Origin of the sequence: Pseudomonas citri (assembly GCF_025336485.1) — a bacterium.
Taxonomy (GTDB): Bacteria; Pseudomonadota; Gammaproteobacteria; order Pseudomonadales; family Pseudomonadaceae; genus Aquipseudomonas; species Aquipseudomonas citri.
On sequence record NZ_JAODAB010000013.1, the window covers coordinates 45,410 to 71,113 of the forward strand.

The following is a 25,704-nucleotide window of genomic DNA, read 5'->3' on the forward strand; positions in this document are numbered from 1 at the left end:
ATTTAAGAAATTTCCTACAAGCCATTTAAAAAATAAAATGCATCCGCTAATATATAAATAAACGTCTTTGTCATAAAAACCAGGGACGCTAACCCATGGATTGTGCCAAGAAGGATCTTATGCTCAATAGTAATTTGCTTAGAAAGCTGGACATGCAGGACTTGATGGTGTTCGTTGCGGTGTACGAGAAGAGCAGTGTCACAGAGGTCTCCGAGGCCCTCTGCGTCAGCCAGTCAACCGTGAGCTACTGCCTGAAGAAGCTGCGCACCAGCTTCGAAGATGAATTATTCATTAATACCCGCAGTGGCATGCATCCGACCAATAAGGCCACCGCGATGTACAGTCATGTCCTCAAGATTCTTCAGACTATTAATATTTGCCATTCCGGGATTCAAATCTTCGACCCCACCCAGAAAGAAATAACATTCAATCTTTGCGCACCGGAATATTTTGAGTTATTGATCCTGCCAAACTTGGTCAAGCGTTTTATTGGCAGCCAATTTCCAGTCATCATCAATATAACTAAATTGCACAAAGATATTCCGGCTGACGAACTGACGGACGGTCGCTTCGACCTAGTTATTTGTTTCGGCCCGAACTTTCATCGCAGCGCCAAAGGCTTGCGCTCGCAAGTATTACTGGAGGATGAATTGGTCTGTGTAGTCGACAGAAACAGCAACTTGCCAGACGAGGTCCTCAGCCTGGAAACATTCGTCGCGTGCCAGCATGTTTTCCCGACCCCCTGGACCTCCGACACCAACATGATTGATGGCTGGCTGGCCCGCCAGGGCTACAGTCGGCAGATCGTCGCCCGAGCCAACAGCTACGTAGCAGCGCTCAATATGGTCACCGGGACTGACTTCGTGCTGACACTGCCCCGACGCATTCAGGCGCTGACCTGTGACGAGGCCAAATTCAGCCATCGCAAGCCGCCGGCCGGATTACCGAACTTTACGCTGGATATGATGTGGAGCGAGAAACCCGGCCAGGACAACGCCAACATCTGGTTTCGCGAGCAGATAGTGAAGGTCTGCGCCGAGGACGGCTTGCTCTAAGCCGCTGGGGGAACCACGCATATCCTCGCGTGGTTCCCAGCCTGGCCGGCCTTGGATTTTCCTATAGGCAAAAAAAATCCGGAAATCCTCACTTTCGTGGGCCTTCCGGACTTTCAAAACTGCTAGAAAATGGTGGGTCGTGTGGGATTCGAACCTACGACCAATTGGTTAAAAGCCAACTGCTCTACCAACTGAGCTAACGACCCGCTGTGTGGTGGCGCGTATAATACTGATTTCTAAGGACTATTCAACACTTATTTTGAAATAAATCAAAAATATGGGGTTGGATCGCTCACACCGGCCGCCGCGAAGCCTTCCGCACGCAGGCGGCAGCTGTCGCACTTGCCACAGGCACGGCCCTGATCGTCGGCCTGGTAGCACGAAACGGTAAGCCCGTAGTCAACGCCAAGCTTCATACCCGCCTTGACGATGGCAGCCTTGCTGAGGTTTTGCAGCGGCGCCTGGATGCGAAAACCCTGCCCTTCCACGCCTGCCTTGGTTGCCAGGTTCGCCATGCGTTCGAACGCTTCGACGAACTCCGGGCGACAATCCGGGTAGCCGGAATAATCCACGGCATTGACCCCAATGAAGATGTCACGGGCGCCAAGAACCTCAGCCCAACCCAGGGCCAGCGACAGGAACACAGTGTTGCGCGCCGGCACATAAGTCACCGGGATGCCTTCACTCGGTGCTTCAGGCACGTCGATGGAGCTGTCGGTCAATGCCGAGCCGCCAATGCCGTTGAGGTTCAGGCCGATTACCTTGTGCTCGACCACTCCCAGGTCCCGCGCCACCCGCTCGGCGGCTTGCAGCTCGGCGCGATGGCGTTGGCCGTAATCGAAACTCATGGTGTAGCAGCGGTAGCCTTCGGCGCGGGCCATGGCCACGACAGTCGCCGAGTCCAGGCCACCCGACAGCAGGATGACCGCACGTTTTTCTGTGATGGATTGTTCAGTCATATCAGCGCCCCGGCTCATCGTTCCAAAGGTATTTGTGCAACTGCAGTTGCAGGCGCACCGGCAGATTGTCCGCCACGATCCAGTCCGCCAGGTCACGGGCATTCAAGTCGTGATGACTTGGCGAGAACAACACCTCGCCAGCACGCCGGTCGAGGCCGTACTGGATCAACTTGGACACAGCCCAGTCATAGTCTTCTCGCGAGCAGATGACAAACTTGACCTGGTCGTGGGCGGTCAGCAGCTCGATGTTCTCATAACGGTTGCGATGCGCTTCCTCGGAGCCTGGGGTTTTCAGGTCCAGGACGCGGCTGACCCGCGGGTCGACGCTCGAAATGTCCAGGGCACCGCTGGTTTCCAGCGAAACCTCATAGCCGGCGTCGCACAATTGCTTGAGCAGTGGGATGACGTTGGGTTGTGCCAATGGCTCGCCGCCCGTGACGCATACATAGCGCGGACGATAGCCAGCCACTTGCTCCAGAATATCGTCGAGGGTGCGCAAGGTGCCGCCGCTGAACGCGTAGGCACTGTCGCAGTATTGGCAACGCAGCGGGCAACCGGTGAGGCGCACGAATACCGTGGGCAGGCCGGCCGTTCGTGTTTCACCCTGTAACGAGTAAAAAACTTCGGTGATTCTCAATGTGTCTTGCATAGTCGCCACGGGCGTAACAGCTAAACAGGCTGTCCGCCTCCGTCAGGCACTTCAAGGAACCCCGTCAACGCGTAGATCCCAAAAAGCGTGTTTCATGAAAAGGGCGTGAATTCTAACGAAAAAACCCGCGACAAGCGCGGGTTTCTTCGAAACGGGTCAAACAGCCTTACATGCGTTGCAAGTCGCGCTGCGCCAACTGGGCGGCGGAGGTACCCGGATACTGGGCCACCACTTGCTGCAGAATGCCCTTGACCTTGTCGGTGTGACCGAGGCGGCGTTCTACATCAGCGAGCTTGTACAGCGAATCCGGCACCTTGGCGTGCTTGGGGTACAGCTGGGAGACCTTGGCGAAGGCCTGGCCGGCACCTTGCAGGTCACCTTTGGCCAGGTTCACTTCACCCAACCAGTATTGGGCGTTACCCGCGTACTGGCTGTTGGGGTATTTGCGCAGGAAAGCGGCAAAGGCCTGGCTGGCCTTGTCGAAATCCTTGGCCTTGATCAGGTCGAAGGCAGCGTCGTAATAGAGCTTTTCCTTCGCCGGGTCGGCCGGCTCGCCACTGGCAGCGGGTGCTGGAGCGGCTGCCCCCGCATTTGCGCCTGCGGCTGCACCAGGGGCGTTCAAGTCGCCACCGGCAGGAGAATTCTCAGGAGTCGCGGCAGGTGCAACACCGCTTCCTATGCGCCGATCAAGATCCTGGTAACGTTCCAGGTTTTCCTGCTTCATGCGCGATACTTCATTTTGCAGTACCTCAATCGCGCCTTGCTGGCGTGAAAGCTGATCCTGCATTTGCTGGAGCTGGTTGAACAGCTCGCCCTGTGCCGAGACAGGGGCCGAAACCCCTCCCCCGGCATAGGCGCCGTTCGTACCGTAACCTGCAGGCGGATAACTGCTCCCGCTATTGCTATAGCCGGAATCGTTATCGACCACAGGAACCGCAGCCCACGCCGCAAGCGGCGCGAAGCTGAGAGCCAGGACAGTTACAGCACGACGGCACGTTCGCATGACGAATTACTTACGCAGTTCGACGCGACGGTTTTGAGCCCAGGACTGCTCGTCGTTGCCGGTAGCAACTGGACGCTCTTCGCCGTAGGAAACCAGTTCCAGCTGAGCTGGGGAAACACCTTGCAGTACCAGGTAGCGTTGAACGGCTTTCGCACGACGCTCGCCCAGTGCCATGTTGTACTCACGAGTACCACGTTCGTCGGTGTTGCCTTCCAGAACAACGCGAGCGCCGTTTGCTTTCAGGTCTTTGGCGTGAACGTCCAGAGCGCGCATGGCTTCTGGCTTCAGGTCCGAGCTGTCGTATTCGAAGTAGAAGGTGGTGATTGCGCGCAGAGCAGCTTCTTCGCTCAGGGAGCCATCAACTGCACCGGTGTTTGCGCCGTAACCAGCGTTCGGATCAACAGCGCCTTCACCAGCGTTGTCGCCGCCCTTGGAGGAGCAACCTACAGCTACAGCCATGGCCAGAGCCAGCGCAGCAAATTTACCAAACTTCAGCATTTCCATCGTGAAACTCCTAATGAACCCCAGTGTGTTAAGTAAAACGTATTGCGCCGCGTCAGTTCAGGTAAGGGGACCAGGACGGTTCTCTGACTTCGCCTTGAGCGGTAGGAAGCGGGAGCCTCACGCGTCCATTAATGGACACGAGCATCAAGACTCCCCGGCCCTGCTGGCGGGTGGCGTAGATTACCATGGTGCCGTTGGGCGCAACAGTAGGTGACTCGTCCAGAGTGCTATCAGTGAGGATTTTTACGCTACCGCGCGCCATATCCTGGGCTGCCACCTTGAAATTGGTGAAACCATCCTGGCGATGGATCATCACCAGGGTCTTTTCGTCCGCCGACAGTTTAGGGTTGGCGTTGTAGTTACCCACGAACGTCACGCGCTCGGCACCGCCGCCACCGGCACTGGTCTTGTAGATCTGCGGCTTGCCGCCACGGTCGGAGGTGAAGTAGATGGTCGAGCCATCCTTGCCCCAGAACGGTTCGGTGTTGATGCCCGGGCCATTGGTGACGCGCGAGATCGAACGCGACGCCAGGTTCATCACGTAGACATCCGGGTTGCCATCCTTGGACAGCACGAACGCCAGGCGCGAACCGTCCGGCGACCAGGCTGGCGCGCCGTTCAGGCCTTCGAAGTTGGTGATCTGCTCGCGACGGCCGGTGTCGATGTGCTGGACGAAGATGCGCGGACGCTTCTGCTCGAACGACACGTAGGCGATGCGCTTGCCATCGGGTGCGAAACGTGGCGACAGGATCGGCTCACGCGATTGCAGCAGGGTCACTGCGCGGGCGCCATCGTAGTCGGAACGCTGCAGGGTGTAGCGGGTGTTGTTCTCGGAGAAACGCTCGGCCGTCACGTAGAGCATCCGGGTGGAGAAGGCGCCCTTGATGCCGGTGAGTTTCTCGAACGACTGGTCGGCGATGTAGTGGGCCATGTCACGCAGTTGGTCGACGCCGCCCGACACGCTGCCGGTCAGCACTTGCTGCTCGGTGGCGACGTTGAACAAGGCGTACTGCACCTGCAGGCGACCACCGGCCGGAACGATGCTGCCGACCATGATGTACTGGGCGCCCAGGGCCTTCCAGTCACGGTAGATGATCTCGCTGGCCTGGGTCGGCAGGCTGATCATGTTCTGCTTCGGAATCGGCGCGTAGTAACCCGAGTTGCGCAGGTCATTGCCGATGATCTCCGCCATGTCATCCGGCAGGACGCTACCGCCCTGCCAGCCGAACGGTACGACGGCGATCGGGGTGGCCCGGTCGCTGCCGCTGGTGACCAGGATGTTCTTTTCCTCTGCCATCGCTATCCCTGCCATGCAGAAGATAACGACGAGCATTGTTCGAAGAAGGTTTCTCACAAGGCTAGATCCTCAGGTGTGAATGTCATCTTGAATGAACGATAGGGAGCGAAGTCGCTCGGTTTCATTCCTTGCATTTCCGTCAATCGTCCAATGTTCTTGACCGCCGCGACCGCCGAAGCATCGAACGGACCGTCGCCGCTGGACTTGGCCACGCTGACCGAGGTCACCGTACCGTCGGGCAACATGCCGATTTGCAACACGACCGTCATGCCTTTACGCGCCGAAGGTGGACGGGCCCAGCCTTCCGCCGCACGGATCCGGATCAGGTCGTCGTAATCGCCTGCCACTTGATCGCCAAGTTCATCGGCCTTGGTCGCCTCACGCTCAGTCGTGTCCGAAAGCAGGTCTGCCAAGGCCTGGGCCTTCTTATCTTCGGCGGACTTGCGCGCAGCATCCTGGGCCTTTTTCTTGGCGGCGTCGGCGGCAGCTTTCTTCTTCGCGTCTTCGGCGGCTTTCTTTTTCGCCTCTTCGGCTTCGGCCTTTTTCTTGGCGTCTTCAGCCGCCTTCTTCTTGGCGTCCTCGACGATCTTTTTCTTCGCTTCTTCAGCGGCCGCTTTCTTGGCCTCTTCTTCAGCGGCTTTCTTGGCTTCGTCTTCGGCTTTCTTCTTGGCTATATCAGCCAATTGTTTCTCTTCTGCCTTTTTCGCCTCGGCGGCTTTCTTCGCATCGTCGGCTTTCTTGGCTTCATCAGCCTTCTTCGCCTCTTCCGCTTTCTTCGCCTCGTCAGCCTTCTTGGCTTCTTCGGCCTTTTGAGCGGCTTCCTCTTTCTTTTGTTCCGCGGCCTTGATCGCTTCCTGTTCGACCTTTTTCTGCTCCAACTGCTCGGTTTCGGTCTGGCGCGCGGCAGACTTCTTCGCCTCACCCGCAATCTTCTGATTGGTCTGGGTGGTGGCCGGACTTTTCGACTTGAGCTGGTACAGGGTCGCCTGCACGATCGGCTTGGCGGGTGGCAGCTCCGGCGTCATGGCAAAACTGACGAACAGCATGCCGAACACCAGCACGTGCAGGCTGATTGCCAGGACACTGGGCCAGAAGTAGCTTTCCGAGGCGGACGGCTCTCGCTGTTGCTGCATCAGGGCGCCTCAGTGATCAAGCCAACGTTACCGACCCCGGCTTTCTGCAGGCCACCCATGGCGCCCATCACGGCGCCGTAGTCGACGGACTTGTCGCCGCGAATGAAAACCTGGGTGCGCTTGCCGGCATCGTTGCCGGCACGGATGATCTTGGTCACCGCGTCGGTCATCTGCGGCAAGGTCATGGCCCGGTCCTGCTGCTTCTCGGTGTCGACTTCACTGCCAAGGTTCCAGTAGTAGGTCTTGTCAGCCTTGATCGAAATGGTCAGGACCTGGGTGTTGTTGTCCTGCGGCAAGGCTTCGCTGGAAACCTTGGGCAGATCGACCTTCACGCCCTGATTGAGCATCGGCGCGGTCACCATGAAGATGACCAGCAGCACCAGCATCACGTCGATGTAGGGCACCACGTTCATCTCGGCAACCGGCTTGCGCTTGTTTCGGGCTCGAGCGATTAAAGCCATCGGGAAATACCTGCTTATTCTTCGCTGGTGTGCACTTTGCGGTGCAGGATCGCCTGGAATTCGTCGGCGAAGGTGTAGTAACGGCCGATCAGCGTTTCACTGCGGGCAGAGAAGCGGTTGTAGGCGATAACAGCAGGGATGGCGGCGAACAGGCCAATCGCCGTGGCGACCAGGGCCTCGGCGATGCCCGGTGCCACGGTGGCCAGGGTCGCCTGCTGCGCGGACGCCAGGCCGCGGAAGGAGTTCATGATCCCCCACACCGTACCGAACAGACCGATGTACGGGCTGACCGAACCGACCGTCGCCAGGAACGGCAGGCTCTGTTCGAGTTTTTCTTCCTCACGCGAGATGGCCACGCGCATGGCACGGGCCACGCCTTCCATTACCGCCTCCGGATCAACGCCGGTTTGCTGGCGCAGACGGGAGAACTCCTTGAAGCCGGCGCGGAAAATCTGCTCGACACCCGAATCCGGGTCCGGGTTGCTGCCCGCCTGGCGATAGAGCTTGGACAGGTCGATCCCGGACCAGAAGCGCTCTTCGAAGCTCTCCAGGGCACGACGACCGGCGCGCAGCATGTTGCTGCGCTGAAAAATCATGATCCACGAGGTCACCGATGCGGCTACCAGGGTCAGCATTACCAGTTGCACCACGACGCTGGCATTGCTGACCAGGCTCCACATGGAGGTATGGTCGACGACGTTAGCTTCCACGCTTTATCTCCTGCTCTGAGTGTGTACCCGCGCCGCTCACGCCGGCAAAGGCCGCGCGTAGAGTTTCGGGAATGGCCCGGGGTTTCAAACTATGGGTGCGCACACAGGCCACCAGGAACTGCCCTTCGCAGAGCAGCATGTTATCCGTAGCCCGCCTGACCTGCTGCTTGAAGCGCAGGCTGGCACGGTTCAATTCAATGACATCGGCACTTACCAGCAATTCATCGTCCAGTCGCGCCGGCGCGTGATAGCGCGCTTCGCTGGAATGCACGACGAATAACAGGTCCTCCCCCACCAGCGCGGATTGGGCAAAACCCAGTTCCCGCAGCCGTTCGGTTCGAGCCCGTTCCATAAACTTGAGGTAATTGACGTAGTAAACGATGCCGCCGGCATCGGTGTCCTCGTAATAAACGCGACAGCGATGTGCGAACGACTCCAGCCCGTTTTGCGCGCGCATACTCTAGTGCTTACTCCTCAGGTTGCCAATCGGCCAGGCAACTGTTTTTTCATTCTCGAGCCCATTGACGCTCCAGGCATCGCCTGGGACAGCACGAACCGGGAAAAAATCGACGTGTAAAGCTCGCTCAATCGTCCACGGCATCGAGGAATTCGTCTACCACCGGCATCTCGCCCATTCGTGTCGGGATGTTTAAGCCAAAATGCAGGTACGCATGACGGGTCACGACGCGCCCACGGGGGGTGCGCATGATATAGCCCTGCTGGATCAGGTACGGCTCCAGCACATCCTCGATGGTGTGGCGCTCCTCGCTGATCGCCGCCGCCAGGCTGTCCACGCCCACCGGGCCGCCGTCGAACTTCTCGATCATGGTCAGCAGCAGGCGTCGGTCCTGGTGGTCGAAGCCGCGTTCGTCGATGTCCAGCAGGTTCAACGCCAAGTCAGCTATCGGCTTGGTGATATGGCCCTTGGCCCGGACTTCGGCAAAATCCCGTACCCGGCGCAGCAGGCGGTTGGCGATCCGCGGCGTGCCCCGGGCCCGTCGGGCGACTTCATAAGCGCCGTCCGGGTCCAGCGGCAGGCCGAGAATACCCGCCGAACGGCTGACAATCGTCGCCAGGTCCGCATTGCTGTAGAACTCCAGGCGCTGGACGATCCCGAAACGATCCCGCAGCGGGTTGGTCAGCATGCCGGCGCGAGTGGTGGCGCCCACCAGGGTGAAAGGTGGCAGGTCGAGCTTGATGGAGCGCGCCGCCGGCCCTTCGCCGATCATGATATCGAGCTGGAAATCTTCCATGGCCGGGTACAGCACTTCCTCGACGATCGGCGACAGCCGATGGATCTCGTCGATGAACAGCACGTCATGGGGCTCAAGGTTGGTCAACAGCGCCGCCAGGTCCCCCGGTCGCTCGAGGACAGGGCCGGAAGTGCTCTTGATCGACACGCCCATTTCCTGGGCGATGATGTTGGCCAGGGTGGTCTTGCCCAGGCCCGGGGGGCCGAAGATCAAGGTATGGTCCAACGATTCGCTGCGCCCACGGGCAGCCTGGATGAATAGCTCCATCTGCTCGCGCACGGTCGGCTGGCCGATGTAGTCGGCCAGGCTGACGGGGCGAATCGCGCGGTCCTGGATGTCCTCGCGGTCACGAGGAGCACCCGTGGCGGCGATCAGGCGATCAGCTTCTATCACTTAGATCATCCCCTTCAAGGCGCGACGAATCATGTCTTCGCTGCTCAAGCCTTTTTCCTTGATGGCGGAAACCGCCTTGCTGGCTTCCTGCGGCTTGTAGCCCAGGGAAATCAGCGCGCTGACCGCATCGTTTTCAGCATTGTTGACAGGGACTGGCGCGTCCGGCTGATTCGGCACCAGGGCAAACATGGCCGGCACCGCCTCCCAGGCCTTGAAGCGATCCTTGAGCTCGACCAGCAGACGCTCGGCGGTTTTCTTGCCCACGCCCGGCACCTTGGTCAGGGCCGAGGTGTCCTGGGATTGTACGCAACGGACCAGTTCGTCGACTTCCAGGCTCGACATCAAGGCCAGGGCCAGCTTCGGCCCCACCCCATTGAGACGGATCAATTCGCGAAAAAAGTCTCGCTCGCGCTTGCCGACAAAACCGTAGAGTAACTGCGCATCCTCGCGCACGACCAAATGGGTGTGCAGCGTCAGCGGCTCACCGACCGACGGCAAGCGATACAGCGTGGTCATGGGCACTTCCAGCTCATAGCCCAGGCCGTTTACATCCAGAATCAGGTGCGGCGGCTGTTTTTCAGCCAGGGTGCCGCGCAAGCGTCCAATCACGTTTCAGATCCTTGGGCATTGACCAGCCGCTGGCTGGCGAGTAACAGCCGGGGCATGGCGGGCCGACGACACAGGCACGGCATACTCGGGCTCATGAATGATTGCGCAGATGCTATCAGAGACGCAGGCGTCCGCCACGACTGCGTGCGGTTGCCAGGCCATGAGGCATCAGGCTGGAGCGAGTGTGGGCATGGCAGATGGCGATGGCCAGGGCGTCGGAGGCGTCGATTTGCGGCTTGCTGACTAGTTTCAACAGGTGCATCACCATCATTTGCACCTGTTCCTTGTTCGCCGCGCCCGTTCCGACGACGGCCTGCTTGACCTGGGTGGCGGTGTACTCGGCGATCTCCAGGTTTTCCTCGGCCCCGGCCACAATCGCCGCGCCCCGGGCCTGCCCCAGCTTCAAGGCGGAATCGGCGTTGCGCGCCATGAAGACCTTTTCGATGCCCATGGTCACCGGGCCGTACGTCTGGATGACCTCGCGCACGCCGCGATAAACGATCTGCAGGCGTTCGTGCAATTCACCCGCACCGGTGCGAATGCAGCCAGACGCGACGTACACACAGCCACGCCCGGTATCGCGAACCACGCCATAGCCGGTGATGCGCGAACCGGGGTCGATACCAAGGATTAAAGTCATAACGCCTGCGAAGAGTAATGCGGTTGCAAGTGAGGATACAGCTCACCCAGGGCCTGGAGTGAATCCGTGGCGAGGGAGCTTGCTCCCTCGCCACGATGATTTCAAACAACCTTAAATGAGCTGTGTTACGCCTGTCACCCAAGCTGTTCAGCCACTGACTCGGGAATGTCCGCATTGGAATAAACGTTCTGCACGTCATCCAGGTCTTCAAGCATGTCGATCAGCTTGAGCACCTTCTCCGCGCCCTCCAGGTCCAGCTCGGCGCTGGTGGTCGGCTGCATGACGATTTCCGCGTCGGCCGGCTTGAAACCGGCGGCCTCCAGGGCGTTGCGCACGGCATAGAAACTGGCGAACGACGTGAACACGTCAAACGAGCCGTCTTCATGGCTGACCACGTCATCGGCGTCGGCTTCCAAGGCTGCCTCTGTCAGGGCGTCCTCATCGAGGCCCGGAGCAAAGCTGATCTGCCCCTTGCGCTCGAACAGGTAGGCCACCGAACCGTCGGTCCCCAGGTTGCCACCGCACTTGCTGAAAGCGTGACGCACGGCCGCCGCGGTACGGTTGCGGTTGTCGGTCATGCATTCGACCATCACCGCCACGCCGCCCGGACCGTAACCTTCGTAGGTCAACTCTTCAACGTTGTCGGCCTCGGTCGCACCCGCGCCACGGGCGATGGCCCGGTCGATGATGTCGCGGCTCATGTTGGCACCCAGCGCCTTGTCCAGGGCCAGGCGCAAGCGCGGGTTGGAACCCGGATCGCCGCCACCCTGGCGGGCCGCGACCGTCAGCTCACGGATCCATTTGGTGAAGATCTTGCCTCTCTTGGCATCCTGACGTTCTTTGCGGTGCTTGATGTTCGCCCACTTGGAATGACCTGCCATAACTCGCTCCGGTTTCTCTTTGGAACATTGCCCGTCCTGCGCTTGGGCAGCGACAGGCAATCAGAAATATCGACCCAATGAAAAAGCGCATCCGAAGATGCGCCCTCTCACATGCCAGATTTACTCGGCTTTTGGCTGTTCGCGCAGGCGAATGTGCAACTCGCGCAGCGCCTTGGCATCCACCATACCCGGCGCCTGGGTCATGACATCGGCCGCGCTCTGGGTTTTCGGGAATGCGATCACTTCGCGGATCGACTGGGCGCCGGTCATCAGCATCACCAGGCGATCCAGGCCGAAGGCCAGGCCACCGTGGGGCGGCGCACCGTACTTCAGCGCGTCGAGCAGGAAGCCGAACTTCTCTTCCTGCTCCGCTTCGTCGATGCCCAGCAGGCGGAACACCGCCTGTTGCATTTCCTTGCGATGGATACGAATCGAACCACCACCCAGCTCGGTACCGTTCAGGACCATGTCGTAGGCGCGCGACAGGGCGGCAGCCGGGTTGGCCTCCAACTCTTGTGGCGAGCACTTCGGCGCGGTGAACGGGTGGTGCAGCGCGGAGAAGCTGCCGTCGTCGTTCTCTTCGAACATCGGGAAGTCAACGACCCACATCGGCGCCCACTCGCAGGTGAGCAGCTCCAGGTCATGACCCACCTTGATCCGCAGGGCGCCGAGGGCCTCGCTGACGATCTTGGCCTTGTCGGCACCGAAGAACACGATATCGCCATCGACCGCGCCAACGCGATCGAGGATCACGTTCAGGTTGGCCTCAGGGATATTCTTGACGATCGGCGACTGCAAGCCTTCGACACCTTTGGCGCGCTCGTTGACCTTGATGTACGCCAGGCCCTTGGCACCGTAGATGCCGACAAACTTGGTGTAGTCGTCGATCTTGCTGCGCGGCATGCTCGCCGCGCCCGGTACACGCAAGGCGGCCACACGGCATTTCGGATCGTTAGCCGGGCCACTGAAGACCTTGAACTCGACTTCCTTGAGCTGGTCGGCCACGTCCACCAGCTCCAGCGGGATACGCAGGTCTGGCTTGTCGGAACCGTAGCGGCGCATGGCTTCTTCGAAGGTCATGTGCGGGAACTCACCGAACTCCAGGTCCAGCACTTCCTTGAACAGGTTGCGGATCATGCCCTCGGTCAGGCCCATGATGTCTTTTTCGTCGAGGAAGCTGGTCTCGATGTCGATCTGGGTGAATTCAGGTTGACGGTCGGCACGCAGGTCTTCGTCGCGGAAGCACTTGGCGATCTGGTAGTAGCGGTCGAAGCCGGCCACCATCAGCAGTTGCTTGAACAACTGGGGCGATTGCGGCAAGGCGAAGAAGCTGCCGGGGTGGGTACGGCTCGGCACCAGGTAGTCGCGGGCGCCTTCCGGCGTGGCACGGGTCAGGATCGGCGTCTCGACGTCGAGGAAGCCGTTCTCGTCCAGATAGCGACGGATGCTGGTGGTCATGCGCGAACGCAGGCGCAGCTTCTCGGCCATTTCCGGGCGACGCAGGTCAATGAAGCGGTAGCGCAGGCGGGTTTCCTCGCCCACGTCTGAGTATTCGTTGAGCGGGAACGGCGGGGTTTCCGCTTCGTTGAGCACTTCCAGCTCATAGCCCAGCACTTCGATCATGCCGGAGGCCATGTTGGCGTTCCCGGCACCGGCTGGACGCAGGCGAACCTTGCCGGTGATCTTGACGACGTATTCGCTGCGCACGCGGTCGGCGGTGGCGAAGGTTTGTGCGCGGTCCGGGTCGAATACCACCTGGGCCAGGCCTTCACGATCACGGATATCGAGGAAAATCACCCCGCCATGGTCACGGCGACGATGAACCCATCCGCAAAGAGTAACTTCCTGACCTTCCAGGCTTTCGTTCAGTTGGCCGCAATAATGGCTGCGCATCATGGTAGTGGTTTCACTTCTCGTAATTCGACGTTCGGTTGGAGGCCCTGCCGGTGCAAGAACTCGCGCGTGTTCAATTTTCGTACAAACCCTAGTCAGCTTTGTCGCCACCGGCCAGGTTCTTCTTGGCGCCGGTCTTGAAGTCGGTTTCATACCAGCCCGTGCCGCCGAGGCGGAAACCGGGCATGGACAGCATTTTCTTCAGCTCTGGCGCCTGGCAGGCAGGGCAATCGACCAGCGGTGCCGCGCTGATTTTTTGAATCGCTTCCATCTGATGACCACAGGAAGCGCATTGGTAGTCGTACATCGGCATGGGGGTTGTCTCGGCGATCAGGTTACAAGCGCAAAGGCTGGGCCTTGCGGCAAAGAGCGGGATTATATCCATTAAATGCAGCCTGTGCAGCCGTAGGAACTGTCGAGTGCAACAAGGCAGCTCCTACGCCGTTCCTGCGGCCAGCGACAGAGTCATCCCTGGCCTTTTTTGGTGCCTGGTGCACTCAATGCTTCATTCCGGCCTCCTTCAAGCTGTGCACCACGCAAACCACACGCACCAGCCCGCTGAAATTGCGCACCCCGCCGTGGCGCAAGTGCACCTCCCTGTCCACGTGGGACAGCAAGGCACTGATGGAACAGCGGTTGAGCTGGGCCATGTCGCCGAGAATATCCCAATAGACCCGTTCCAGCCGAAGACAGGTGGCGAACCCGTTCAGGCGGATGGATCGGGCCAGGGGATGGGCCAGTTGCATGTCGAACCCACTGACGAACGGTTCGACACTCATGGACCGAAAGCGCTCTTGCACGCCTTCGGCGGATTCTTTTCCTTGGATCATACCGTTGACACTCCTTTGCCATACGAACCTCTCGATTGGAACAACCAACCTGCGGCTCTATGGAAGCTCAACGGCATCCCCAAGATCCAGATGACTTTATGACCATCGATGTAGGACAAGCCAACAGTTGGCCTGCGACGAGTTACGTCGTCCTACCCGCCACCCGGTGCGAACGACATCGACGCCCGCACGGCCTATTTATCTTCCAGCAGCGAGCGCAGCATCCACGCGGTCTTTTCGTGGACCTGCATGCGCTGGGTCAGCAGATCCGCAGTCGGTTCGTCACTGACCTTCTCCAGCAACGGGAAAATCCCACGGGCCGTACGCGTCACCGCTTCCTGCCCATCGACCAGTTGCCGGATCATGTCTTCGGCACCCGGCACACCCTCCTCCTCCTTGATGGACGACAGGCGTGCATACACCGAATAGGCCCCTGGGGCCGGGAAGCCGAGGGCGCGGATTCGCTCGGCAATCAGGTCCACCGCCAACGCCAGTTCGTTGTATTGCTCCTCGAACATCAAATGCAGAGTCCGAAACATCGGCCCCGTGACGTTCCAGTGGAAATTGTGGGTCTTGAGATACAGCACATAGGTGTCCGACAGCAGGCGCGAGAGGCCGTCGACAATGGATTTGCGATCTTGCTCACTGATACCGATATCAATTGCCATGTTGGTTGATCTCCTGACGGATGAATTCAACAGCATAGTGGGTATTGCCCCTTTACAGCCTGCGACAGATCGCCAACCCTGCGGTTCCGGCAAACAGGAAAAATTCAACGCCTTTTGCCGCCGACCTTCAAGGGGCCGACTTGCCTCCACCGGCCGACGAACAGCGCGACTCACGCCCGCGACGCGTTTGAGAAGGCTCAGGGTTTGCTGTTAAATAGGCCGTGTGTCGCTACGCTTATTTTTCAAGGCGTGGCGCATAGGCTGATTCGGGGACGTGTCCAGCATCTCTCATTGTTCTGATACGAACCGCCCCAATCCGCTCTTCCTTGTGATCCGTCTTAACTGTGAGCCAATCAAAATGTTGAAAATCGTCCACTTGCTAATGGGCGCAGCTGCCTTGCTGCTGTCCTTCATCCCTAGCCTGGGTTCCGAAGCCACGCCTTACCTGCAACACCCCGATGCGTTGTACCTGGCCTTTTTCGGCCTGCTCAACCTGACCCTCGCACCTGTCATCCCTTACTGGAACAAAGGTCCGCGCCATCAACTGCAAAACCTTGTCAGTGTCCTGCTGGTGTTGGCCGTAGCCTTGCAAACCCTGGCCCTGCTGGCACCCATGCCGGAAATCGGCGGCCAACCGGCCATCCTGTTCAGCCTCGGAGCGGCACTGCTCGCCGTGTTGCTGCACCTGGCCGTCAGCTTCTACAAGAAGTCGTCGCCGACCGCCGCGCCGCAGAACTACGACATGTCCAACCGCGATACCGGCACCGTGAAGTGGTTCAACACCTCCAAGGGGTTCGGCTTTATTTCCCGCGATTCCGGCGATGACATTTTCGTGCATTTCCGGGCCATTCGTGGCGAAGGCCACCGCGTCCTGGTGGAAGGCCAGCGCGTGGAGTTCTCCGTGATGCACCGCGACAAAGGCCTGCAGGCCGAAGATGTGATCGCCGCGCTGCCGCGCCGCTGATCCAGGCACAAAAAACCGCGAGCAGCCTGGCTGTCTCGCGGTTTTTTACGCCTGCCGTTCAAGTCCCGGTCAGTAATGAGGCGGCGGCGCGTCTTCTTCCAAGGCGCCAAATTGCCCGGCCATCTCTTCCTGACGCTTGAGCAGCGCGGCTATCTGCAGCTGTAGGCGTTCGACGATTCGCTGCTGCTCCACCAATACATCGTTCAATGCCTGGATGGTGTCATCCTGAAACGCCAGGCGGCTTTCCAGATCGGTCACGCGTTCTTCAAGGCTCATGGCTTCAACCCTCCAGAAACTTGAAATCATCGGTCAGGGCCATTCGCAAGCGCTCGCGAATGGCCGCCACCTGCCCGGCATCATAAGGCTTGGCCGGGTGCTTGCCCCAGACCGGCGCCGGCCAGGCGATATCATCGCGTTTGCGCACGATGACATGCATGTGCAATTGGCTGACGACGTTACCCAAGGTGGCAACGTTCAGTTTGTCGGCGTCGAACGAGTCCTTGAGGGTTTCGGCCAGCGCCGTGGTCTCTTTCCACAGCTGTTGTTGATCGGCGTCATCCAATTGAAACAATTCGCTGATATTTTCCCGTCGCGGTACGAGGATGAACCACGGGTAATTGGAATCGTTGGACAAGAGCAGCCGGCACAGCGGGAAATCGCCGATGGGCAACGTGTCTTGTTGCAGTTGTGGATCTAAGGCAAACACCGTGCGTACTCCTTGCCCGTTATCGATTCAGCCCGGCACGACGGCCATTGGCCTGCGTCGGGCACAGGCTTTCAGCATACCCGCGAATGGCTGAACGTTCACTGCCCAGCGCAGGATCGATCCGTCGTAGGTTTCTTTCAAGCCCGCACCAGTACCGTGCAACGAGCCTGGAAAAAGGACACCCAGACCGCCGTTCGACCACACAGCTGTATGATTTTCGTACACCGTGAAGATTTTTTGCACCAAAACCGCACAATGCGTCTACGCTCTATGCTCGAAGCATCCGCGATTTACTCACCTGTAGGGTGAACCGGTAACGTTTTTGGTTGTCCGGCGAGTTTTTCGGACTGCAAACATAAGATCTGCGTAGCAGTCAACCCCGTTTAAAACAAGGCCTTTGGAGCCCGGTTTCATGAGGTTTCACCGCAACCGCAGCTAAAATGTGAAAAAAATGTAAAGAAAAATGGGATTTGTGCATGCTTGTTGCATTCATCCCCACATCGTCTACAGGACCCCGCCGGAAGCGGTGCCCTGGTGACCTACTAATGACAGTGGCAAGGCTGCCCTCAGGAGCTTCAAAGGTAGTAACAATGGACTCTTTACGCCGATGTCGGATTAAAAAACAACATTAAAGTTGTCAATCCAATTACCTCGGAAACAGCTGAAATACGACATGGATCTAGCCATTGGCGACAGGGTCGTAAAGAAGCTGAAAGGTTGAATGGGCAAGTATCGCCAATAGGGTCGGCGTGATATAAGTTTGCGCCGGCACAAAAAGAAAGAGCCGCCCAGATAAAAAAACAGGTGGGACGGCAGTACTCTTCTAAAACCAAAGGAGCAAATCACGATGCGCGTGATGAAGTGGAGCATGATCGCACTGGCCGTTGCAGCAGCAGCCAGTACTCAAATGGCTACGGCCGCACCTTTTGTAAGTGACCAGTCTGAAGCCAAGGGCTTTGTTGAAGATGCCAGCGCTAAACTGCTGCTGCGCAACTACTACTTCAACCGTGACCGCAAAGACGGCGCTACCGACCAGAAAGACTGGACCCAGGGTATCTGGGGCAACTTCAACTCCGGTTTCACCCAAGGTACTGTTGGCGTCGGCGTTGATGCATTCGGTTACCTGGCCGTCAAACTGGACGGCGGCGACGGCACTGGCGGCACCGGCAACATGAGCCGCGACGCCGATGGCGACGTCAACGACAGCCAAGGCAAAGCTGGCGCAGCCGTCAAGTTCCGCGTCTCCAAGACACAACTGAAAATCGGCGACCAGCAGCCAAGCACTGCTCCAGTGTTCGCTGTCGGTGGTTCCCGCGTCCTGCCACAAACTGCCAGCGGTTTTGAACTGCAGAGCAGCGAAATCAAAGACCTGGACCTCGAAGCCGGTCACTTCTACTCGGGTACCAGCCAGGACCGTAACGCCCGTGACGGCGGCATCTTCGCAACCTACGCTGGCGTTGAAGCCAACAGCATCGACTACGCTGGCGGCAAATATGCCATCACCGACAACCTGAGCGCATCGATCTACGGCGCCCAGCTGGAAGACATCTGGAACCAGTACTACGGTAACCTGAACTACACCATCCCAATGGGTGGCGATCAGTCGCTGAACCTGGACGGTAACATCTACCGCACCACCGACACTGGCAGCTCCAAGGCCGGTGACATCAGCAACACCGCGTTCTCCCTGGCAGCGGCTTTCTCCTTCCTGAAAGCGCACACCATCACCGTGGCCTTCCAGAAGATCAACGGTGACACGCCGTTCGACTACATCGGTATCGGCAAGAACAACCGCGGTGGCGACTCGATCTTCCTGGCCAACTCCATCCAGTACTCTGACTTCAACGCACCTAACGAGAAGTCCGCCCAGATCCGTTACGATCTGAAAATGGCTGAGTACGGCGTTCCAGGCCTGAGCTTCATGACCCGTTACGTCAAAGGTTGGGACATCGACGGCACCAACACTCCAGCAGGCAGCCCTTACGCTGGTCTGTACGGTGAAGATGGCAAGCACAACGAAACCAACTTCGAAGCCAAGTACGTTGTTCAGTCTGGCCCGGCCAAAGATCTTTCCTTCCGTGTTCGTCAAGCCTGGCACTACGCTAACGCTGACGAAGGCGAAGGCGATATCAAAGAGTTCCGCCTGATCGTCGACTACCCGATTTCGGTTCTGTAATTGCCGAAAGTCTGTTTGCGGTAATCAAGAAAAAGGCCCATCTTCGGATGGGCCTTTTTTGTTGCTCGATACTTTTACGCAAGGTCTGGGCAGAACCGATCGATCATTACGCCGATGTCGATTCCTGAACCACTCGAATCACTCGCTGCGGGAACGGAATATCAATGCCCGCCTCTTTCAAACGATCCCGCGCATGCTCATTGAGCATGAACATCACGTTCCAATAGTCCGCCGTCTTGACCCAGATACGCAAAGACACCGTGATAGCACTGTCACCCAGGGTGGAAATAACCGCTTCAGGCGCAGGGTCGGTCAATACGCGTTCATCCTTGGCCAATTCCAGCAACACTTGCCGGGCCTTTTGTAGATCGGCCTGGTAATCCACACCGACATCGAACACCACCTTGCGGGTGGGCTGGCGATTGGTATTGGTGATGATGCCGTTCGACAGATTGCCGTTGGGCACGATGACGGTCTTGTTGTCGCCGGTGCGCAACACCGTGTGAAAGATCTGGATGCTGTCGACCGTACCGGCCACACCTTGGGCTTCGATCCAGTCACCGATGCGGAACGGGCGGAACAGCAGGATCAGCACGCCACCGGCGAAGTTCGCCAGGCTGCCCTGCAACGCCAGACCAATCGCCAGGCCGGCCGCGCCGATGGCCGCGACGAAGGACGTGGTCTCCACACCGATCATCGACGCGACACTGACGATCAGCAGGATCTTCAGGATGATGTTCGCCAGGGTACTGATAAACCCTTGCAGTGCCAGGTCGGCATTACGCAGGGCCAGCAAAGCCCCCAGTTTCTGTGTCACCTTGTTGATCAGCCACCAGCCGATGGCCAGGGTGATGACCGCCAGCAGCACACGGCTGCCGTACTCCATGACCAGAGGGATCCACGTCTGGGACACCTTGACCAGGTTGTCCACTTCAGCGTTCAAGTCCATCGTTTTCTCCTTATTCCTGTTACCGCGAAAAGGCCAATCGGAACATACTGTGGCGAGAGGATTTATACCCCTCGCCACAGTCGTGCAAACAACCGAGGGTCAGTCGCGGAAGTTGTTGAACTGCAGCGGCATGCCGAATTCCTTGGCACGCAGGGCCGCGATGGCTTCCTGCAAGTCGTCACGCTTCTTGCCGGTCACGCGCACCTGCTCACCCTGGATGGCAGCCTGGACCTTGAGCTTGGCCTCCTTGATGTGAGCGACGATCTTCTTCGCCAGCTCCTTGTCGATACCTTCCTTGAGCACGGCTTCCTGCTTCATCAGCTTGCCCGAGGCATAGGCGTCCTTGACCTCGAGGCACTGCACGTCGATCTTGCGCTTGGTCAGCGCCAGCTTGAGGATCTCGATCATCGCTTCGAGCTGGAACTCGGCCTCGGCGGTCAGGTTGACGGTAAGGTCCTTTTCCTTGAACTCGAAACTGCCCTTACCCTTGAGGTCATAACGACGGTCGAGTTCCTTGACGGCGTTTTCAACGGCGTTGGTGACTTCGTGCTTGTCCAGTTCGGATACCACGTCGAATGACGGCATGTAGTGTTCTCCAAATAAAAAGGCGCGCCGGTAACGAAGGCGCGCGCTTGGCTTGTGGTTAAAATCGGGCTCATTATAACGGGTCTTTTCCTGCCGACACTGCGAGCCCTTCAGATGCCTGTGCCAAAGCGAGTAAAAAACTGATGCCCACCACCTGGCATGTCCTGGGGGCCGGCAGCCTCGGCACGTTGTGGGCCGCACGGCTGTTCCGCGCCGGCCTGCCGGTGCAACTGGTGCTGCGCAACACGCAGCGGCTACAGGATTATCGAGCGGCGGGTGGCCTGACCCTGGTGGAACAAGGCCAGGCACAGTGTTACCCGGTACCTGGCGAAACAGCGGACAGCCCGGGGCCGATCAAGCGCCTGCTATTGGCTTGCAAGGCGTATGACGCCGAAAACGCCATTGCCTCGGTGGCCCATCGCCTGAGCGCCGAGACAGAACTGATCCTGCTGCAGAACGGCCTCGGCAGCCAGGACGCCGTGGCAAACCGCATCCCCCAGGCCCGTTGCATCAGTGCCTCGAGCACCGAAGGCGCCTTCCGCGAAGGAGATTGGCGCGTGGTGTTCGCCGGCCACGGTTACACCTGGCTGGGTGACCCGGCCCATCCGGTGCCACCGTTCTGGCTGGAAGACCTCGACGGGGCTGGCATCCCCCACGAATGGAGCACCGACATCCTCACCCGACTCTGGCGCAAGCTGGCGCTCAATTGCGCAATCAACCCGCTGACCGTGCTGCATGACTGCAAGAACGGCGGCCTGCTGGAACATCATTGCGAAGTGGCAACCCTGTGCGCCGAACTCACCGCACTGCTGGAAAACTGCGGCCAACCCGCGGCAGCCGCGGACTTGCAGCCGGAAGTCGAACGGGTGATCCACGCCACCGCCGCCAACTATTCCTCGATGTACCAGGACGTGGCCAATCGACGCCGCACCGAAATCAGCTACCTGCTTGGTCATGCCTGCAAGGTCGCGCAGCGCCATGGCGTGGCCGCGCCTCATCTGGAGCAATTGCGCCAGCGACTGATTACCCACTTGGACAACCTCGGATTGCCCAGCGACTGAGCAGCGGCTACGCTGGCCCTCGTGTTCCTTTTTTGTGACGAGTCTGATGCCATTGCGCCAGCGCCTTGAGAACCTTCCGGTCGGCCAGAAACTGCTGGCTGCCCTGCTGGTGTTATTGACCACTGTCCTGCTGGTGGCGAACCTGACCTTTATCAGCGCCGCCTACTACATCTCCCAGGAAAGCATGGCGCCCCAGGCATTGCAGACCATTGGCCGGCTGGTGGCCAACCCGAGCCTGATCTCCGATGCCCTGCAATCGCCGCAAAGCGCCCAACGCCTGCTCGATGAACTCAACAGCTACACACCATTGCGGGCAGGTGCGCTGTATGACAGCCAGGGCCAACGCCTGGCGCAATTGCAACAAGGCGACAAACTCAAGCTGCCGGAACATTTCCGGCAAATGCAGGCCTGGCGCCAGGGTGAATTTCGCAGCAACCAGGTCATTGCCCTGCCCCGCCCAGGCAGCACGCCGGGGCATCTGCTGCTGGTGGCCAGCAGCGAACTGCCGACCGCGTTCTACACCGGGACCTTGACCGCGAGCCTGGGCATCCTGATTTTCAGCGTGCTGCTGTGGCTGATCATCGCCCAACAGATCAAGCGCCTGATCACCCAACCGATCCATCAGCTCGAAGAGCTGTCGCGCCAGGTGACCCGCGAAGAGAACTACGCCCTGCGCGCCGCCCGCGGCAACCATGACGAGATCGGCAGCCTGGCCGAAGCGTTCAACACCATGCTGTCGCGCATCGAAGCCCGGGAACAGCAACTCAAGCGCGCCCGAGACGACTCCCAGGCGGCCTACGACCAGGCCCAGGGCCTGGCGGAAGAAACCCGCCACACCAACCGCAAGCTGGAACTGGAAGTCCAGGTGCGCAGCAAGATCGAGAAGAAGCTCACCGGCTTCCAGAACTACCTCAACAGCATCATCGACTCCATGCCCTCGGCGCTGATCGCCCTCGACGAACAGCTCTACGTCACCCAATGGAACCAGGAGGCCAGCGCCCTTTCCGGCACACGCCTGGACGAGGCCCTGAACCAACCGATCTTCCTCGCCTTCGAACCGCTCAAGCCGTACTTGCCGCAACTCAAGCAGACGGTCGAGCAACACACGGTGGCCAAGATCGAACGCGTCACCTGGACCAAGGACGACGAGGCCCGGCACTACGCCTTGACCTTCTATCCCTTGATGGGCGGCGCCGGGCGCGGCGTGGTGATCCGCATCGACGACATCACCCAGCGCCTGTCCCTGGAAGAAATGATGGTGCAATCGGAAAAAATGCTCTCGGTCGGTGGCCTGGCAGCGGGCATGGCCCATGAGATCAACAACCCTCTGGGCGCGATCCTGCACAACGTACAGAACATCCGCCGACGCCTGTCGCCGGATCTGCCCAAGAACCTTGAACAGGCCGAACAATTGGGGATCCCACTGGAAACGGTGAATCTTTACTTGCAGGGCCGGGAAATCCCGCAGTTGCTCGACGGCATCCAGCAGGCCGGCGCCCGGGCGGCAAAAATCGTCACCCACATGCTCAGCTTCAGCCGACGCAGCACCCGCCAGATGGCGCCGTGCGACCTGCCAGCGCTGATCGACCAGGCGGTGGAAATCGCTGGCAACGACTTCGACCTGGCCATCGGTTTCGACTTCAAGGGCCAGGCCATCATCCGTCAGTTCGATCCGAACCTGGGCCCGGTGCCCGGGACGGCCAACGAACTGGAGCAAGTGTTGCTCAACCTGCTGAAGAACGCCGCCCAGGCGATCCATCAGCGCCAGGACGACAGCGAACCGGGGCGCATCATCCTGCGCACCCGGCTGAATCCGCCGTGGGCGGAGATCCAGGTCGAGGACAACGGCATTGGCATGAGCGAGAACGTGCGCAAACGCACGTTCGAGCCGTTCTTCACCACCAAGGAAATCGGCCAAGGCACGGGGCTAGGGCTTTCGGTGTCGTATTTCATCATCACCAACAACCACAAGGGCCAGATGGAAGTGCAGTCGGCACCCGGCCAAGGCACCTGCTTCACCTTGCGCCTGCCACTGGCGAGTGTTTCCACCCTCCCCCAGGAAAACAAGCAACTGGAGCGTTGAGCATGGGCTTTCGCCTGTCAAAAATTTACACCCGCACCGGAGATCAAGGTGAAACCGGACTGGGAGACGGCCGCCGCGTCCCCAAGGACCACCCACGGGTCGAGGCCATTGGCGAAGTGGACACGCTCAATAGCCAACTGGGCTTGTTGCTGGCCGGACTCGCCGCCGAAGTGAGCCGATTCCCGGCGCTCGGGGAGGTCATCGAGGTGCTGAAACCTTGCCAGCATCGCCTGTTCGACCTGGGCGGCGAGCTGGCGATGCCGGCCTACCAGGCCTTGAACATGACGGAAATCGAGCGGCTGGAGGCGGCGATCGATGTGTGGAACGAGGAATTGGGCCCCCTGGAGAATTTCATCCTGCCTGGAGGCTCGATGCTGATCGCCCAGGCCCACGTCTGCCGCAGCCTGGCCCGCAGTGCCGAACGGCGTTGCCAGCAATTGAATGCCATGGAGCCGCTGGCCGGGCCGGGATTGGCCTACATCAACCGGTTGTCGGACTTGTTGTTCGTCGCGGCGCGGATCATTGCCCGCCGGCAGGGGGTGGCAGAGGTGCTTTGGGAAGCGGCGGCCAAGCCTGGCGTTGAATGAGTCGCGTGCCAGGAGGCTATCGCGAACACATTCACCCTTGAATCAAACCCCAGGCCAGAACGCCCGGATCCCCGCCACTCCCTGCGCCCCGACCGCCCAGGCTTGTTGCCGCTCGGCCGGCCCGACTCCACCCAACAGATAGACGGGTTTGTCGAAGCCGTCGATCAAGCGCGTCGCCTCGTCCCAACCCAACGGCTGGGCCTCGGGGTGGGTCTGGGTCGGCTGTACCGGCGAGAGCGTCACGAAATCGACGTCCATCTGCTGCGCCAGGGACAGCTCTTCGGCGTTATGACAGGACGCTGCCAGCCAGCGCTCTTTGCCGAACGGCCGCCCCGCCGCCGCATGCTTGCGCAGTTGCGCGGCGGTGACGTGCCAGCCAGCGGAGGGAAAATCCCCCAACCATTCGAAGGGCCCCTTGAGCATCAATTGCGCCTTGCCGGCACACAAGCCCACCGCATCCACCGCCAGGTCGCGGTATTGCGGGTCGTAGCCATTGGGCGCACGCAATTGCAGCAGCTTGATCCCGCCGGCAATCGCCTTCTGCATGCCGCGCAGCAAGGTCGGCGTCTCGAGGCCTTCCGGGGTGATCAGGTATTCGCCCGGCAAACGGGCCGCCGCGACGATCGGCTGGTTGGCGGCCGGAAATTCGTAGTTCACCAAGTCGCGAGCCGCCACCCAGGCCAACGGCTGCCCTTCGGCGCCATGGGGTTGGCCGGTGAACGCCGAGACTTCCCAGACATCCAGCAACACCTGCTTGTCCGGGTAGTCGTGACGTACCTTGATCAATGGCCGGGCAGCGCTGACCACAATCCCCAGTTCCTCATGAAGCTCCCGGGCCAGGGCCGTCTCGACGGACTCATCCGCCTCGACCTTGCCGCCGGGAAACTCCCACAGGCCGCCCTGGTGCTGGGTGTCGGCACGCCGGGCGATGAGGATTTTACCGGCGACGTCGCGAATGACCGCCGCCGCCACATGGATTCGTTTCACCGCGCAGTTTCCTCCAGGCCAGCCTGTTGCCAGGCCTTGAACGCTGGCCATTGATAAAGGGTTTCGACATAGGCCGCATCGACTTCGGGCAACTGCACCTGATAGGTGCGCAGGCGTACGGCGATCGGTGCGAAAAACGCGTCGGCCAGGCTCAAGGCGCCAAACAGGTAAGGACCGGTTTCGGTGGCCGCCGCTCGACATTCCGCCCACAACGCCAGCATCCGCTCGATCTCCGCCTGCACGTCGGCCGGCATCGGCGACAGCGGTGCATCGCGGGTCAGCTCGAAGGGCATGTTGCTGCGGAGGGCAAAGAAACCGCTGTGCATTTGTGCACAGGCCGAACGCGCCTGGGCCCGAGCGCTCACATCCTTGGGCCAGAGACCGGCGTGGGGAAAGCGTTCGGCCAGGTATTCGGCAATCGCCAGGGAATCGGCGATCACGCCGAACTCGGTCTTGAGCAGCGGGACCTTGGCCGTGGCCGAGTACTTGAGCAGTTTCTCGCGGGTGTCGGGCTGGTTGAGCCTGACCAGCTCTTCGGTGTACTTCTCGCCGGTCAATGCCAGGGCCAGCGCGCCGCGCAAGGACCAGGAAGAGAGGTTCTTGTCGCCGATGATCAGGTGCAGGCTCATGTCTGGATTCCTTTCTTGTAGGTCAATCAGAGATTTTCG

The 25,704-nt window shown here is 59.7% G+C and carries 29 protein-coding genes and 1 tRNA gene; 6 read left to right on the top strand and 24 right to left on the bottom strand.

The window, feature by feature from the left end:
* The first annotated feature begins 119 nt into the window (after positions 1-119).
* Complete coding sequence (locus N4Q37_RS15780) at positions 120-1,055, top strand: LysR family transcriptional regulator (protein ID WP_260959052.1); 936 nt, start codon at positions 120-122, stop codon at positions 1,053-1,055.
* Positions 1,056-1,185: 130 nt separating this feature from the next.
* On the opposite strand, the gene N4Q37_RS15785 is transcribed toward N4Q37_RS15780, so the two are convergent.
* From N4Q37_RS15785 to N4Q37_RS15870, 18 genes are all read right to left on the bottom strand, one after another.
* Positions 1,186-1,261: transfer RNA gene (locus N4Q37_RS15785), tRNA-Lys, on the bottom strand.
* Positions 1,262-1,324: 63 nt separating this feature from the next.
* Positions 1,325-1,999, bottom strand: a complete 675-nt coding sequence (queC, locus tag N4Q37_RS15790) for a 7-cyano-7-deazaguanine synthase QueC (RefSeq protein ID WP_260959318.1) — start codon at positions 1,997-1,999, stop codon at positions 1,325-1,327.
* A gap of 16 nt (positions 2,000-2,015) precedes the next feature.
* Positions 2,016-2,663: a 7-carboxy-7-deazaguanine synthase QueE gene (gene queE, locus N4Q37_RS15795; RefSeq protein ID WP_260959054.1), complete on the bottom strand. Its 648-nt coding sequence runs from the start codon at positions 2,661-2,663 to the stop codon at positions 2,016-2,018.
* Between the two features lie 166 nt (positions 2,664-2,829).
* Positions 2,830-3,666, bottom strand: coding sequence for a tol-pal system protein YbgF (gene ybgF / locus N4Q37_RS15800; protein ID WP_260959055.1), 837 nt, complete (start codon positions 3,664-3,666; stop codon positions 2,830-2,832).
* 6 nt (positions 3,667-3,672) lie between these two features.
* Positions 3,673-4,170, bottom strand: a complete 498-nt coding sequence (gene pal, locus N4Q37_RS15805) for a peptidoglycan-associated lipoprotein Pal (protein ID WP_003178634.1) — start codon at positions 4,168-4,170, stop codon at positions 3,673-3,675.
* Positions 4,171-4,222: 52 nt separating this feature from the next.
* Complete coding sequence (gene tolB, locus N4Q37_RS15810; RefSeq protein ID WP_260959122.1) at positions 4,223-5,503, bottom strand: Tol-Pal system beta propeller repeat protein TolB; 1,281 nt, start codon at positions 5,501-5,503, stop codon at positions 4,223-4,225.
* Positions 5,504-5,520: 17 nt separating this feature from the next.
* A complete protein-coding gene (tolA, locus tag N4Q37_RS15815; RefSeq protein WP_260959124.1) occupies positions 5,521-6,600 on the bottom strand; it encodes a cell envelope integrity protein TolA in 1,080 nt (359 codons plus the stop codon).
* Positions 6,600-7,052 carry a protein TolR gene (gene tolR, locus N4Q37_RS15820; RefSeq protein WP_260959320.1) on the bottom strand — a complete coding sequence of 151 codons (453 nt, stop codon included), beginning with the start codon at positions 7,050-7,052 and terminating at the stop codon, positions 6,600-6,602. The genes tolA and tolR overlap by 1 nt, the downstream gene beginning before the upstream one ends.
* Before the next feature lie 23 nt (positions 7,053-7,075).
* Positions 7,076-7,771 (bottom strand): protein TolQ, encoded by a 696-nt coding sequence (gene tolQ / locus N4Q37_RS15825; RefSeq protein WP_260959126.1) that lies wholly within the window; start codon positions 7,769-7,771, stop codon positions 7,076-7,078.
* A complete protein-coding gene (ybgC, locus tag N4Q37_RS15830) occupies positions 7,761-8,228 on the bottom strand; it encodes a tol-pal system-associated acyl-CoA thioesterase (RefSeq protein WP_260959128.1) in 468 nt (155 codons plus the stop codon). Before ybgC ends, tolQ begins: the two co-directional genes overlap by 11 nt.
* A gap of 127 nt (positions 8,229-8,355) precedes the next feature.
* On the bottom strand, positions 8,356-9,417 hold the full coding sequence (gene ruvB / locus N4Q37_RS15835; protein WP_260959130.1) for a Holliday junction branch migration DNA helicase RuvB: 1,062 nt from the start codon (positions 9,415-9,417) through the stop codon (positions 8,356-8,358).
* A complete protein-coding gene (ruvA, locus tag N4Q37_RS15840) occupies positions 9,418-10,026 on the bottom strand; it encodes a Holliday junction branch migration protein RuvA (protein WP_260959132.1) in 609 nt (202 codons plus the stop codon).
* A gap of 115 nt (positions 10,027-10,141) precedes the next feature.
* Positions 10,142-10,666, bottom strand: a complete 525-nt coding sequence (gene ruvC / locus N4Q37_RS15845) for a crossover junction endodeoxyribonuclease RuvC (RefSeq protein ID WP_260959134.1) — start codon at positions 10,664-10,666, stop codon at positions 10,142-10,144.
* Between the two features lie 134 nt (positions 10,667-10,800).
* Positions 10,801-11,547, bottom strand: coding sequence for a YebC/PmpR family DNA-binding transcriptional regulator (locus N4Q37_RS15850; RefSeq protein WP_018614256.1), 747 nt, complete (start codon positions 11,545-11,547; stop codon positions 10,801-10,803).
* A 120-nt stretch (positions 11,548-11,667) separates the two neighbouring features.
* Entirely contained in the window at positions 11,668-13,443 is a 1,776-nt protein-coding gene (aspS, locus tag N4Q37_RS15855; RefSeq protein ID WP_260959142.1) for an aspartate--tRNA ligase, read from the bottom strand.
* Positions 13,444-13,531: 88 nt separating this feature from the next.
* A complete protein-coding gene (locus N4Q37_RS15860; protein ID WP_003178589.1) occupies positions 13,532-13,753 on the bottom strand; it encodes an FmdB family zinc ribbon protein in 222 nt (73 codons plus the stop codon).
* Between the two features lie 184 nt (positions 13,754-13,937).
* Positions 13,938-14,270 carry a ribbon-helix-helix domain-containing protein gene (locus tag N4Q37_RS15865; protein ID WP_260959150.1) on the bottom strand — a complete coding sequence of 111 codons (333 nt, stop codon included), beginning with the start codon at positions 14,268-14,270 and terminating at the stop codon, positions 13,938-13,940.
* Positions 14,271-14,464: 194 nt separating this feature from the next.
* The gene (locus N4Q37_RS15870; RefSeq protein WP_260959152.1) at positions 14,465-14,938 is read right to left on the bottom strand and encodes a Dps family protein; all 474 of its coding nucleotides are present in this window, start codon (positions 14,936-14,938) and stop codon (positions 14,465-14,467) included.
* A gap of 358 nt (positions 14,939-15,296) precedes the next feature.
* Here N4Q37_RS15870 and N4Q37_RS27710 point away from each other — a divergent pair, with 358 nt between their 5' ends.
* The gene (locus N4Q37_RS27710; RefSeq protein ID WP_313958327.1) at positions 15,297-15,902 is read left to right on the top strand and encodes a cold-shock protein; all 606 of its coding nucleotides are present in this window, start codon (positions 15,297-15,299) and stop codon (positions 15,900-15,902) included.
* Positions 15,903-15,971: 69 nt separating this feature from the next.
* Here the strand turns inward: N4Q37_RS27710 and N4Q37_RS15880 are convergent, their stop codons facing one another.
* Both N4Q37_RS15880 and N4Q37_RS15885 read right to left on the bottom strand, forming a co-directional pair.
* On the bottom strand, positions 15,972-16,178 hold the full coding sequence (locus N4Q37_RS15880) for a SlyX family protein (protein ID WP_260959153.1): 207 nt from the start codon (positions 16,176-16,178) through the stop codon (positions 15,972-15,974).
* Positions 16,179-16,182: 4 nt separating this feature from the next.
* Entirely contained in the window at positions 16,183-16,608 is a 426-nt protein-coding gene (locus N4Q37_RS15885) for an HIT family protein (protein ID WP_260959155.1), read from the bottom strand.
* Positions 16,609-17,455: 847 nt separating this feature from the next.
* Between N4Q37_RS15885 and N4Q37_RS15890 the strand changes: the two genes are divergently transcribed.
* On the top strand, positions 17,456-18,784 hold the full coding sequence (locus N4Q37_RS15890) for an OprD family porin (RefSeq protein WP_260959158.1): 1,329 nt from the start codon (positions 17,456-17,458) through the stop codon (positions 18,782-18,784).
* Between the two features lie 106 nt (positions 18,785-18,890).
* Here N4Q37_RS15890 and N4Q37_RS15895 read toward each other — a convergent pair whose 3' ends face one another.
* Entirely contained in the window at positions 18,891-19,733 is an 843-nt protein-coding gene (locus tag N4Q37_RS15895) for a mechanosensitive ion channel family protein (protein ID WP_260959160.1), read from the bottom strand.
* A gap of 99 nt (positions 19,734-19,832) precedes the next feature.
* On the bottom strand, positions 19,833-20,318 hold the full coding sequence (locus N4Q37_RS15900) for a YajQ family cyclic di-GMP-binding protein (RefSeq protein WP_260959161.1): 486 nt from the start codon (positions 20,316-20,318) through the stop codon (positions 19,833-19,835).
* A 143-nt stretch (positions 20,319-20,461) separates the two neighbouring features.
* Between N4Q37_RS15900 and N4Q37_RS15905 the strand changes: the two genes are divergently transcribed.
* Genes N4Q37_RS15905 through N4Q37_RS15915 form a run of 3 tightly spaced genes read left to right on the top strand, consistent with a single transcriptional unit; the run spans position 20,462 to position 24,049 of the window.
* Positions 20,462-21,379, top strand: coding sequence for a putative 2-dehydropantoate 2-reductase (locus tag N4Q37_RS15905; RefSeq protein WP_260959163.1), 918 nt, complete (start codon positions 20,462-20,464; stop codon positions 21,377-21,379).
* 46 nt (positions 21,380-21,425) lie between these two features.
* Complete coding sequence (locus N4Q37_RS15910) at positions 21,426-23,462, top strand: sensor histidine kinase (RefSeq protein WP_260959165.1); 2,037 nt, start codon at positions 21,426-21,428, stop codon at positions 23,460-23,462.
* Between the two features lie 2 nt (positions 23,463-23,464).
* Positions 23,465-24,049, top strand: coding sequence for a cob(I)yrinic acid a,c-diamide adenosyltransferase (locus N4Q37_RS15915; protein WP_260959167.1), 585 nt, complete (start codon positions 23,465-23,467; stop codon positions 24,047-24,049).
* Between the two features lie 42 nt (positions 24,050-24,091).
* Here the strand turns inward: N4Q37_RS15915 and N4Q37_RS15920 are convergent, their stop codons facing one another.
* Both N4Q37_RS15920 and N4Q37_RS15925 read right to left on the bottom strand, forming a co-directional pair.
* Positions 24,092-25,036: a Nudix family hydrolase gene (locus tag N4Q37_RS15920; protein ID WP_260959169.1), complete on the bottom strand. Its 945-nt coding sequence runs from the start codon at positions 25,034-25,036 to the stop codon at positions 24,092-24,094.
* Entirely contained in the window at positions 25,033-25,665 is a 633-nt protein-coding gene (locus N4Q37_RS15925; RefSeq protein ID WP_260959171.1) for a glutathione S-transferase family protein, read from the bottom strand. The genes N4Q37_RS15920 and N4Q37_RS15925 overlap by 4 nt, the downstream gene beginning before the upstream one ends.
* Positions 25,666-25,704: the final 39 nt, after the last annotated feature.